General features: G+C 66.9%; 10 protein-coding genes. 9 read left to right on the top strand and 1 reads right to left on the bottom strand.

What is annotated here, in order from left to right; genetic code table 11:
• Positions 1–264 precede the first annotated feature (264 nt).
• Entirely contained in the window at positions 265–1,926 is a 1,662-nt protein-coding gene (gene ggt / locus AC27VL_RS11545) for a gamma-glutamyltransferase (protein ID WP_488766575.1), read from the bottom strand.
• A gap of 788 nt (positions 1,927–2,714) precedes the next feature.
• Here ggt and ilvC point away from each other — a divergent pair.
• From ilvC to leuB, 9 genes are all read left to right on the top strand, one after another.
• Positions 2,715–3,689 carry a ketol-acid reductoisomerase gene (gene ilvC / locus AC27VL_RS11540; protein ID WP_100553488.1) on the top strand — a complete coding sequence of 325 codons (975 nt, stop codon included), beginning with the start codon at positions 2,715–2,717 and terminating at the stop codon, positions 3,687–3,689.
• A gap of 37 nt (positions 3,690–3,726) precedes the next feature.
• A complete protein-coding gene (gene ilvG / locus AC27VL_RS11535) occupies positions 3,727–5,463 on the top strand; it encodes an acetolactate synthase 2 catalytic subunit (protein WP_230113253.1) in 1,737 nt (578 codons plus the stop codon).
• Complete coding sequence (locus AC27VL_RS11530; RefSeq protein WP_488766499.1) at positions 5,447–5,698, top strand: ACT domain-containing protein; 252 nt, start codon at positions 5,447–5,449, stop codon at positions 5,696–5,698. Before ilvG ends, AC27VL_RS11530 begins: the two co-directional genes overlap by 17 nt.
• A gap of 96 nt (positions 5,699–5,794) precedes the next feature.
• Positions 5,795–6,886 (top strand): threonine dehydratase, encoded by a 1,092-nt coding sequence (locus AC27VL_RS11525; RefSeq protein ID WP_488766497.1) that lies wholly within the window; start codon positions 5,795–5,797, stop codon positions 6,884–6,886.
• The gene (locus tag AC27VL_RS11520) at positions 6,883–8,469 is read left to right on the top strand and encodes a 2-isopropylmalate synthase (RefSeq protein WP_100462697.1); all 1,587 of its coding nucleotides are present in this window, start codon (positions 6,883–6,885) and stop codon (positions 8,467–8,469) included. The genes AC27VL_RS11525 and AC27VL_RS11520 overlap by 4 nt, the downstream gene beginning before the upstream one ends.
• A 10-nt stretch (positions 8,470–8,479) precedes the next feature.
• Positions 8,480–9,259 carry a class I SAM-dependent methyltransferase gene (locus tag AC27VL_RS11515; protein ID WP_488766495.1) on the top strand — a complete coding sequence of 260 codons (780 nt, stop codon included), beginning with the start codon at positions 8,480–8,482 and terminating at the stop codon, positions 9,257–9,259.
• Positions 9,260–9,318: 59 nt separating this feature from the next.
• Positions 9,319–10,737: a 3-isopropylmalate dehydratase large subunit gene (gene leuC / locus AC27VL_RS11510; RefSeq protein WP_191078527.1), complete on the top strand. Its 1,419-nt coding sequence runs from the start codon at positions 9,319–9,321 to the stop codon at positions 10,735–10,737.
• Positions 10,737–11,315 carry a 3-isopropylmalate dehydratase small subunit gene (gene leuD, locus AC27VL_RS11505; RefSeq protein ID WP_488766492.1) on the top strand — a complete coding sequence of 193 codons (579 nt, stop codon included), beginning with the start codon at positions 10,737–10,739 and terminating at the stop codon, positions 11,313–11,315. The genes leuC and leuD overlap by 1 nt, the downstream gene beginning before the upstream one ends.
• A complete protein-coding gene (gene leuB, locus AC27VL_RS11500; protein WP_488766491.1) occupies positions 11,305–12,366 on the top strand; it encodes a 3-isopropylmalate dehydrogenase in 1,062 nt (353 codons plus the stop codon). The genes leuD and leuB overlap by 11 nt, the downstream gene beginning before the upstream one ends.
• The last annotated feature ends 34 nt before the right edge of the window (positions 12,367–12,400 follow it).

The following is a 12,400-nucleotide window of genomic DNA, read 5'->3' as shown; positions in this document are numbered from 1 at the left end:
TGTATCGGAAAACAAGAAGCACGCAGCTGTTGCCTTTGCCTTTGCCTTTGCTCTTCTTCTTTCTATTCCGTGGCTGACGCGCACGGAAACTTTCGGGGGGGCGTGCGGGTGGGGGTGGCGGGGGTATCCGCGCCATGGATGGCGCGGCTAAGCCTACAGGGACGTATTCACGGCGTCCCCCGACACTCCCACCCGCACGCCCCAGCGCATGAACCTGCTCTGGCGATCAGCCGCGAGGGGGCTCAGCCCGGTGGCCGGAAAACCTCAATACCCCGCCGCCTGCCCATCCTTGCGGCTCTCCGACGCGCCGTAGTACACGCCGGTCTCCGGATCACGCAGGATCGCCTGGTAGCCGCCGTACGGACCATCGGCAAACACCACGCGGTGCCCCTTGCGCATCAGCGCACGCACTGTCTCGTACGGGAACCCGGTTTCCAGATTCACCTCACCGCCATCGGTCATCGCCGTCGCCTGCCCGGTCGGTTCGGTCGAGCCCTCGTGCTGGATACGCGGCGCATCACCGGCTTCCTGCAGGTTCATGCCGAAGTCCACCAGGTTCATCACGATCTGCGCGTGCCCCTGTGGCTGCATCGCGCCGCCCATCACGCCGAAGCTTGCATACGGCTTGCCACCCTTGGTGATGAAGGCCGGAATGATGGTCTGGAAGGGGCGCTTGCCCGGTGCGTAGCCATTGGGATGGTTCTTCTGCAGCACGAACATCTCGCCGCGATCCTGCAGTATGAAGCCAAGCCCCGGCGGCGCCATGCCGCTGCCCATGCCGCGGTAGTTGGACTGGATCAGCGACACCATCATGCCCTCGGCGTCGGCCACGGTCATGTAGATCGTGTCGCCCTCTTCCAGCTGCTTCGGTGTACCCGGCTGCACTTCCTTCAGCGCCTTGTCCATCGAGATCAGCGCGCGGCGCTGCGCGGCGTAGTCCTTGGAAATCAGCTTCTGTACCGGTGCCGCCTGGAACGCCATGTCGGCGTAGAAGCGCGCGCGGTCGGCGAACGCCAGCTTCTTTGCCTCCACGAACAGGTGCACGTGTTCGGGCGAGCCGAACGGAATCTTCGAGAAGTCGTAGCCTTCCAGCACGTTGAGGATCTGCAGAGCGGCGATGCCCTGGCTGTTCGGCGGCAGCTCCCACACGTCATAGCCGCGGTAGTTGCTGCTGACCGGCTCAACCCACTCGCCATGATGGTCGGCCATGTCCTGGTAGCTCAGGTAGCCGCCATTCTTCTTGAAGTAATCGCCGATGGTGTGGGCGATGTCGCCCTTGTAGAAGGCATCACGCCCCCCGTCGGCAATCTTCTGCAGGGTGTCCTCCAGATTCGGGTTCTTCCACATCTCGCCCTTGCGCGGGGCGTGGCCGTCGATGGTGAACTGCTCCTTGAAACCCGGATACTGCGACAGCTTCGGTACCGAGCGATCCCAGTAATAGGCGATCACTTCGGCCACCGGATGCCCTTCGCGCGCATAGCGGATGGCGGGGGCCAGGTTGTCAGCCATCGGCTTGCGGCCGAACCGCTCGTGCAACGCGAACCAGCCATCCACCGCGCCCGGAACGGATACCGGCAGCGGGCCGGTGGCCGGGATCTCCTTCAGGCCACGACGCTGGAACTCGGCCAGGGTGAGCGACTTCGGCGAGCGGCCGGAGCCGTTGTAGCCGTAAAGCTTCTGCGTCTTCGGGTCCCACACGATGGCGAACAGGTCGCCGCCGACGCCGTTGCCGGTGGGTTCCATCAGGCCCAGCGCTGCGTTGGCAGCAATGGCGGCATCGACGGCCGAGCCACCCGCCTTCATCACGTCCAGCGCGATCTGGGTGGCCAGCGGCTGCGAGGTGGCGGCCATCGCATGCGGGGCGATCACCTCCGAACGGGTGGCGAAGGTGTGGCCGGTAATGCGGTCGGCGGCCTGGGACAGCATGGGCACGGCAGCCAGCACGGCAGCCGCCAGCAGGGAACGGGCAAGACGTCGGGACACGGTCGAGTTCCGATGGAAGGGTGGTGACCCGATCTTCGCTGCTGCGGCGGCCAGGGGCCATCGGGCATAGGTCATGGACGACAGTCCTTCGGTGGGTGCGGACCTTGGTCCGCACTGCTTTCGGCTTCGATGACTCCGGCGCGGACCAAGGTCGGCACCTACCAAGGCGAAATCACCCCGAATCCGCGCAAAAAACCTGTTGAAAAGAGTGAATTCCGGTTCACCGAAACACTTTCAGCGGCAACCATCCTTGTGCCACAAGCGATTGCACTGCATGCAGCGGAAACTGACAGGAATATCGCTGCGAGGGTTGACAGCGCCGAAACGGCTGTGGTTTTCTCGATCACATGTTGCATCACAACACGCCACCCCGAACCCACATTGAAGCCGCCGACACCGGCGCCGCCTCGCTGCGTTCGATTCTTGTGCTCGTACTTATTACCCAACCAACAGGTGCGGGACGAGCCAGCGTGTAAGCAACAAACACACCGGAACTCTTCAAAACCCGCACCCGCCAAGGTGCGGGTTTTTTCATTTCAGGACCTGGTTTCAGACGCAACCACCATGACCAACGCCCATCGCACAACCCGGACCCGCTGCACCACGAACCCTCGTGGTGGCAGTACCTGTGCGACGCGCGGCGCTGCCCTCCCCGCTTTTCCCTGACCGGCCGGTACGTCGATTCGACTGCCGGCCGTCTTTTTTCTTCCCACCCGCAAGGAACCTCCCCCATGAGCACCAACGAACTGCCCCAGACCAAGATCGCCGTCATCGGCTACGGCAGCCAGGGTCGCGCGCACGCGCTGAACCTGCGTGAATCCGGCTTCGATGTGGTGGTAGGCCTGCGCCCGGGCGGCCCCACCGAGGTCAAGGCGCAGGCCGATGGCTTCACCGTGAAGGCACCGGCCGAGGCGGTGAAGGATGCCGATCTGGTCGCGGTGCTGACCCCGGACATGGTGCAGAAGAAGCTGTACGAGGACGTGCTGGCACCGAACATGAAGCAGGGCGCGGTGCTGCTGTTCGCGCATGGCTTGAACGTGCACTTCGACATGATCAAGCCGCGCGACGACCTGGACGTTGTGCTGGTCGCACCGAAGGGCCCGGGTGCACTGGTCCGTCGCGAATATGAGATCGGCCGCGGTGTGCCGTGCATCTGGGCGGTCTACCAGGACAAGAGCGGCAAGGCCGCCGAGTACGCACTTGCCTATGCCGGCGGCCTGGGTGGCGCACGTGCCAACCTGATCCAGACCACCTTCAAGGAAGAAACCGAAACCGATCTGTTCGGTGAGCAGGCGGTGCTGTGCGGCGGCGCTTCGGCGCTGGTGCAGGCGGGCTTCGAGACGCTGGTGGAAGCCGGTTACCAGCCGGAAATCGCCTACTACGAAGTGCTGCACGAACTGAAGCTGATCGTCGACCTGTTCTACGAAGGCGGCATCTCGCGCATGTTGGAGTTCATCTCCGAGACCGCGCAGTACGGCGACTACGTCAGCGGCCCGCGGGTGATCGACGCCGGTACCAAGGAGCGCATGAAGGAAGTGCTGAAGGACATCCAGGACGGCACCTTCACCAAGAACTGGGTGGCCGAGTACGAAGCGGGCCTGCCGAACTACAACAGGTTCAAGCAGGCCGACCTGGAGCATCCGATCGAGAAGGTAGGCAAGGAACTGCGCGCCAAGATGGTCTGGTTGCAAGGTCAAGCCGCGTAACAACGCGGCACCCCCACCCGCTCTGCAAGGTTCCCCCATGAACTCTCCCACACACCGCAGCGCGCCGCCCAACGGCGCGCGCTGGCTGACCCAGGCGCTGGAGGCCGAGGGTGTCCGTACGCTGTTCGGGTACCCGGGCGGCACCATCATGCCGTTCTACGACGCGCTGGTGGATTCGTCGCTGAAGCACATCCTGGTGCGCCATGAGCAGGGCGCAGCACTGGCCGCCAACGGCTTTGCGCGTGCCAGTGGCCAGGTCGGCGTCTGCGTGGCAACGTCCGGGCCGGGCGCGTCCAACCTGGTCACCGGTATCGCCGATGCGATGCTCGATTCGGTGCCGATGGTCTGCATCACCGGCCAGGTCGCCACGCCACTGCTGGGCACCGATGCGTTCCAGGAACTGGATGTGTTCGGTTTGACGATGCCGATCGTCAAGCACAGCTGGCTGGTGCGCAGCGTCGATGATCTGCCGCGCGTGGTGGCCGATGCCTTCCGCATCGCCCGCGAGGGCCGTCCCGGGCCGGTGCTGATCGACCTGCCCAAGGATGTGCAGCTGGCCGATGCCAGCCACCTGCCGGCGCATGTGCCGGCCAGCGTGGAACCGCCGCCGGCCGCCGCCGACGCCGCCATCGCCGAAGCCATCGCCGCACTGGCCGCGGCCGAAAAGCCGGTGGTCTACGCCGGTGGTGGCATCGCCCTGGGCGATGCCGTGCAGGACCTGCGCGCCTTCGTCGAAGCCAGCGCCATTCCCACCGTGATGACCCTGCGCGGGCTGGGCGCGCTGCCTCCCCAGCACCCGCAGTCGCTGGGCATGCTGGGCATGCATGGCACCCGTGCCGCGAACATGGCCGTGCAGGAAAGCGATCTGCTGCTGGTGCTGGGTGCGCGGTTCGATGATCGGGCAACCGGCAAGCTGGCCGAGTTCGCGCCGTTCGCCCGCGTGGTGCACATCGATGCCGATGCGTACGAGATCTCCAAGCTGCGCAGCGCCGATGTCGCCGTGCCCGGCAACGTCGGCCACGCCATCCGCGCCCTGCGTGCGGCCTTCCCCTCCCCCAAGGCCCACCAGGACGCATGGCGCAAGCGCTGCGCACAGCATCGCGATCGCTTCGCCGCACGCTACGACGCACCGGGCCAGCACATCTACGCCCCGGCGCTGCTGAAGCGCCTGAGCGAGCTGGCACCGGCCGATACGGTGATCGCCTGCGACGTCGGCCAGCACCAGATGTGGGTGGCGCAGCACTGCCGCTTCAATCATCCGCGCAACCACCTGACCAGCGGCGCGCTGGGCACGATGGGCTTTGGCCTGCCGGCGGCGATGGGCGCGCAGTTCGCCTGCCCTGAGCGCACCGTGGTGCTGGTGTCCGGCGATGGCAGCTTCATGATGAACGTGCAGGAGCTGGCGACCATCGCCCGCTGCCGCCTGCCGGTGAAGATCATCCTGCTGGACAACAGTTCGCTGGGCATGGTGCGGCAGTGGCAGGAACTGTTCTTCGCCGAGCGTTACAGCGAGATCGACCTGTCCGACAACCCGGACTTCGTGGCCCTGGCCAAGGTGTTCGGCATCGCGGCCACGCGCATCGATGCGCGCGATGACGTCGAAGGTGGCCTGGCCGCACTGCTGGCCGAGCCGGGCCCGGCCCTGCTGCACGTGGCCATCGATGCACGCGCGAACGTGTGGCCGCTGGTACCGCCCAATACCGCCAACAGCACCATGCTGGAAAGCAACCCTGCACATGCACGCCAGGAGATCCCCAATGCAATACCGGCTTGACCTGGTGCTGCAACCGGCCGAGGGCGCGCTGCTGCGCGTGATCGGCATGGCCGAACGCCGCGGTTTCGCACCGCGCGCGATCACCGGTGCGCCGGTGGACGCCGACGATGGCCGTTGGCACCTGCAACTGGTGGTGGACAGCCAGCGCCCGCCGGAAACGCTGTGCCGGCAGATGGAAAAGATCTACGACTGCGTTTCGGTGCAGATGACCGCACTGGAAGGAGTATCCGCATGAACGCCCGTACCGTATTCATCACGGTGCCGGTACGGAGGCGTCTTCTTCGCCGCCCGTGCCCGCACGCGGTGGTCGGCAACACCCTGCTGGTGGCCCATGCCGGCCGCTGATGCCAGCAAGGAAAGCGATGTCGGCGACGTAACCGTTGCCGACGTACTGGCCGCGCAGGCCCGCCTGCGCCGCTTCCTGCCGCCCACGCCGCTGCATCATGCCGAGCGCTTCGGCACATGGCTGAAGCTGGAGAACCTGCAGCGCACCGGCTCGTACAAGGTGCGCGGCGCGCTGAATGCCCTGCTGGCCGCCCGCGAACGTGGCGATACCCGGCCGGTGATCTGCGCCTCGGCCGGCAATCACGCGCAGGGCGTGGCCTGGGCCGCCTATCGCCTGGATGTGCCGGCCATTGCCGTGATGCCGCATGGCGCACCGGCCACCAAGATCGCTGGCGTCGCCCATTGGGGCGCGACGGTGCGCCAGCATGGCAACAGTTATGACGAGGCCTACGCGTTCGCCGTCGAGCTGGCGCAGCGCCACGGCTACCGCTTCCTGTCCGCGTTCGACGATGCCGATGTCATCGCCGGTCAGGGCACCGTCGGCATCGAGCTGGCCGCGCATGCGCCGGACGTGGTGATCGTACCGATCGGCGGTGGTGGCCTGGCCTCCGGCGTCGCCCTGGCGCTGAAGTCGCAGGGCGTGCGCATCGTCGGTGCGCAGGTCGAGGGCGTTGATTCGATGGCCCGCGCGATCCGCGGCGACGTGCGCGAGATCGCCCCGGTGCCGTCGCTGGCCGATGGCGTGCGGGTGAAGATTCCCGGTTTCCTGACCCGCCGCCTGTGCACCTCGCTGCTGGACGATGTGGTGATCGTGCGCGAAGCCGAACTGCGCGAGACCCTGGTGCGGTTGGCACTGGAAGAACACATCATCGCCGAGGGCGCCGGTGCGCTGGCACTGGCCGCCGGGCGTCGCGTCGCCGGCCGCCGCAAGTGCGCGGTCGTCTCCGGCGGCAACATCGATGCCGGCGTGCTCGCCGGCCTGCTCACCGATATCCGTCCGCGTCCGCCACGCAAACCGCGCCGACGCCGGACAGAAACTCCGCGTTCGCCCGCCAAGGCGACCGCCACCGCTTTCCCAACGCCTTCCCCTTCCCCCCTGCAAGCCGTCGCGCCCGCTGTCGAGGAGATTTCCCTGTGACCACCATCGAACGAATTACCACCCCGCGCATCCGCATCTTCGACACCACCCTGCGTGACGGCGAGCAGTCCCCCGGCTGCAGCATGAGCCCGCCGCAGAAGCTGGTGATGGCGCGTGCGCTGGACGAACTGGGCGTGGACATCATCGAGACCGGCTTCCCGGCCAGCTCGCAGTCCGACCGCGAAGCAATGGCCCTGATCGGCCGCGAACTGCGCCGCCCGAGCCTGAGCCTGGCGGTGCTGTCGCGCTGCCTGCAGGCGGACATCGAGACCTCGGCGCGTGCGCTGGAAGCGGCGGCCAACCCGCGCCTGCATGTGTTCCTGTCGACCAGCCCGCTGCACCGTGAGCACAAGCTGCGGATGACGCGTGAGCAGGTACTGGAATCGGTACGCAGGCACGTAGCGCTGGCCCGCTCCTACATCGATGACGTGGAGTTCTCCGCCGAGGACGCCACCCGTACCGAGCTGGATTACCTGATCGAGGTCTCGCGCGTGGCAATCGCCGCCGGCGCCACCACCATCAACCTGCCCGACACCGTCGGCTTCACCACGCCGGAAGAGATCCGCACGATGTTCCAGCAGGTCATTGCGGGCGTCGCCGATGTGCCGAACGCGGGCAACGTGATCTTCAGCGCGCACTGCCACAACGACCTGGGCCTGGCCGTGGCCAACTCACTGGCCGCCATCGAAGGTGGCGCGCGCCAGGTCGAATGCACCGTCAACGGCATCGGTGAACGCGCCGGCAACTGTTCGCTGGAAGAAATCGCGATGGTGTTGAAGGTGCGCCAGGCCTTCTACGAGCAGGACACCGCCATCGACACCCCGCGCATCGTCGGCACCTCGCAGCTGCTGCAGCGCCTGGTCGGCATGCCGGTACAGCGCAACAAGGCCATCGTCGGCGCCAATGCCTTTGCCCATGAATCGGGTATCCACCAGCACGGCATGCTGCGCCATCGCGGCACCTACGAAATCATGCGTCCGGAAGACGTGGGCTGGGAGGACTCGCAGATGGTGCTGGGCCGCCACAGTGGCCGCGCCGCCGTCGAAGCGCGCCTGCGCGCACTGGGCTTCTGGCTGGAAGAAGACGAGCTGAAGCTGGTGTTCGAGCAGTTCAAGGGCCTGTGCGAGCAGCAGCGTGTGGTCACCGACGCCGACCTGCAGACACTGATGCAGGGCGGCTCCAACGCACAGGGCTACCGCCTGGCCTCGATGACCATCAGCGATGTCGGCAGCCGCGCCAATGCGCTGGTCGAACTGTCCGACCCGGACGGCAATCGCGTGGCCGAGACCGCGCAGGGCGATGGCCCGGTCGATGCCCTGTTCGGCGCCTTGTCTGCCGCCACTGGCGTGCAGCTGATGCTGGACAGCTACCACGTGCACAGCGTCGGCATCGGTGCCGATGCGCGCGGCGAAGCCAACCTGAGCGTGCGCCACGAAGGCGTCGAGTACGACGGTACCGGCACCAGCAAGGACATCATCGAAGCCTCCGCGCTGGCCTGGCTGGACGTAGCCAACCGCCTGCTGCGGCAGCGCCAGGCCAACGCCGGCGTCAGTACTGAAGCACCTGCCACCGCCACTGCCTGAGGAATCCAAGATGAGCGCCTTCGACACCGCAACCGCCACCAGCAGCGCTGGCCAGCAGTGGAATGCCCAGGACTATGCGATCGATGCCGGCTTCGTGCCGACCCTCGGTGGCGCCGTAGCGCGTCTGCTCGACGCGCGGGCCGGGGAGCGCATCCTCGACCTGGGCTGTGGCGATGGCGTGCTCACCACCGAACTGGCCCTCAGCGGCGCACACATGCAGGGCGTCGATGCTTCACCGGAAATGGTGATCGCCGCTCGTGCACGGGGTGTCGATGCGCAGGTGATGGACGGTCACGCCCTGACTTTCGACGGCGCGTTCGATGCGGTGTTCAGCAACGCAGCGCTGCATTGGATGCCCAACCCGGACCGCGTGCTGGAAGGCGTGCGCCGCGCCCTGCGCCCCGGCGGCCGCTTCGTCGCCGAGTTCGGTGGTCATGGCAACGTGGCCACGATCGTTGCCGCCGTGCAGGCCGCGCGCGTCGCCCATGGCCATAGTGCCAGCACATTCCAGTGGTACTTCCCCACCGCCGATGGCTACGCCGAACGCCTGCGCCAGCATGGCTTCCAGGTGCAGCTGACCGAATGCCTGCCGCGCCCGACCGCGCTGCCGACCGGCGTTGCCGGCTGGCTGCGGGTATTCGCCGCACCGCTGCTGGACGACCTGCCGGCCGAGGCGCGCGCCACCGTGCGCGATGCCGCCACCGCCCTGCTGGCCGATCTGCCGCGCAACGCCACCGGACAGCCGCTGGCTGACTACGTGCGCCTGCGCGTGCTCGCACGTCGGCGCTGACCTGACCCTGCTACTTTCTCTTAGATGTCCGCTACTTCGTACTCCTGCCAGGCAAACGCATGACTTCCGCACCCCGCACCCTGTACGACAAACTGTGGGACGCCCACGTGGTGGTTCCAGAAACCGACAGCGCGCCCGCCGTGCTGTATATCGACCTGCACCTGATCCATGAAGTGACCTCGCCGCAGGCCTTCACCGAGCTGCGCGAACGCGGCCTGAAGCCGCGCCGTCCGGACCGGACCAAGGCGACGATGGACCATTCCACGCCGACCCTGCCAGCCGCCGCCGACGGTACGCTGCCCTACGCCAGCGCTGCCTCCGAAGCGCAGGTCGCCATGCTGGCGCGCAACTGCGCCGAGCACGACATCGAGCTGTTCGACATGGCCTCGGACAACCGCGGCATCGTCCACGTGATCGCACCGGAACAGGGCTTCACCCAGCCCGGCATGACCATCGTCTGCGGCGACAGCCACACCTCCACCCACGGCGCGTTCGGGTCGCTGGCCTTCGGCATCGGCACCAGCGAAGTCGGCCATGTGCTGGCCACGCAGTGCCTGCTGCAGCGAAAGGCCAGGACACTGGCGATCACTGTCGATGGCAAGGTCGCACCGGGTATCGGCGCCAAGGACGTGGTGCTGCACATCATCGGCGTGATCGGCGTCAATGGCGGCACCGGTCACGTGATCGAATTCCGCGGCAGCACCATCGAAGCGATGGACATGGAACAGCGCATGACCCTGTGCAACATGTCGATCGAAGCCGGTGCGCGTGCCGGCATGGTTGCGCCGGATCAAGTGACGTTCGACTTCGTTGCCAATACACCACGTGGCCCGAAGGGCGCCGACTTCGACGCCGCCGTGGCCCGCTGGACGCAGCTGCGCAGCGATGAAGGCGCGCACTTCGACAGCGAGGTGCACATCGATGCTGCCGACATCCGCCCGACCCTGACCTGGGGCACCCACCCCGGCACCGCCATCGCGGTGGACGCGCCGATCCCGGCGGCCAACGATGCCGCCGCGCAGAAGGGCCTGGATTACATGCACTTCCAGGCGGGGCAGACATTGGCCGGCACGCCGGTGGACGTGGTCTTCGTCGGCTCCTGCACCAACGGCCGCCTGAGCGACATGCGCGAAGTGGCGCAGGTGCTGCGCGGTCGTCGCGTCGCCGAGCGCGTGCGCATGCTGGTGGTACCCGGCTCGGAAATCGTCAAGCGCCAGGCCGAGGCCGAGGGCATCCATGAGATCGTGCGCGCGGCCGGTGCCGAGTGGCGCGAGCCGGGCTGTTCGATGTGCATCGCCATGAATGGCGATCTGGTCGCCCCCGGCCAACTGGCGGTCAGCACCAGCAACCGCAATTTCGAAGGCCGCCAGGGCCCGGGCTCGCGCACCCTGCTGGCCTCGCCGATGAGTGCTGCCTGGGCCGCCGTGCAGGGCCACGTCGCCGATGCCCGTGAACTGTTCGCACAGGAGGTGGCCTGATGAGCGGCTTCCGTACCCTGCGTTCGGCCAGCGTGGTGCTGCGCCAGACCAATATCGATACCGACCAGATCATTCCGGCCCGGTTCCTGTCCACCACCGAGCGCGCCGGGCTGGGCCGCAATGCATTCAACGACTGGCGCTGGCAGGCCGATGGCTCCCCCGTGGCCGATTTCGCCTTCAACCAGCCGCACAACGCCGGCCGCAACATCCTGCTGGCCGGGCGCAACTTCGGCTGCGGCTCATCGCGCGAGCATGCACCCTGGGCGCTGACCGACCTCGGCCTGCGCGCCATCGTCAGCAGCGAGATCGCCGATATCTTCCGCGGCAATTCGCTGAAGAATGGCCTGCTGCCGATCGTGCTGGACGAAGCCGACGTGCAGGTGTTGATGCAGCGTCCGGACGACGAGCTGACCATCGACGTGGCCACGCGCGAACTGCGCACGCCCGATGGCCGCGTGTATTCCTTCCCATTGGACGGCTTCTCGCAGACCTGCCTGCTGGAAGGCGTCGATCAACTGGGTTATCTGTTGGGCCGTTTCCCTGAAATCGAACGTTACGAGAGTGAGCATGCACGCTGAGATTGTTGTCCTGCCCGGTGATGGCATCGGCCCGGAAGTGGCCGCTGCTGCGGTCGCCGTCCTGAACGCCGTGGCCGAACGCTTCAACCACACCTTCACCTTCAGCGAGCACGACATCGGTGGCATCGCCATCGACCGTCACGGCGAACCGCTGCCTGCCTCGACCCTGGCCGCCTGCCAGGCCGCCAACGCGGTGCTGCTGGGCGCGGTGGGCGGCCCGAAGTGGTCCGACCCTAACGCCAAGGTGCGCCCGGAACAGGGCCTGCTGGCGATCCGCAAGGCGCTGGGCCTGTATGCCAACCTGCGTCCGGTGCGCACCCACGAAGCCGCACTGCACGCATCGCCGATCAAGGCCGAGCTGCTGCAGGGCGTGGACTTCGTGGTGGTGCGCGAACTGACCGGTGGCATCTACTTCGGCGACAAGACCCGCGATGCCGACAGCGCCAGCGATCTGTGCCGCTACACCGTGGCCGAGATCGAGCGCGTGCTGCGCAGTGCGTTCCGGCTGGCGCAGCAGCGGCGCGCCAAGGTCACCTCGGTGGACAAGGCCAACGTGCTGGAAACCTCACGCCTGTGGCGTGACGTTGCCGCGCGCATCGGCCGCGAGGAATTCCCGGACGTCGCGCTGGAACATCAACTGGTCGATTCGATGGCGATGCACCTGCTGGCCAAGCCGCGCGAGTACGACGTGATCGTCACCGAGAACATGTTCGGCGACATCCTCACCGATGAAGCCTCGATGCTGGCCGGTTCGCTGGGCCTGCTGCCGTCGGCATCGCTGGGCGAGCCGGGAGCGGTCGGCATCTACGAACCGATCCACGGTTCGGCACCTGACATCGCCGGCAAGGGCATCGCCAACCCGTACGCGACGATCTTCAGTGCGGCGATGCTGCTGCGCCATTCGCTGGGGTTGGAAGCCGAAGCCGCAGCAGTGGAAGCGGCGGTGCACGCGGTGCTGGACGATGGCGTGTTCACCGCGGATCTGGCCGCCAAGGGGCACGCGGTGAGCACGGCGACGGCCACCGACGCGGTGCTGGCCAAGCTGGGATGAAGCACGCGGGTGCCGGGACATGCCCGGCACCCTT

Source organism: Stenotrophomonas sp. 14P6.2.3, assembly GCF_057799055.1.
Note: the sequence above shows the minus strand (reverse complement) of the source record. Positions and strands in the feature narration are given on the sequence as shown.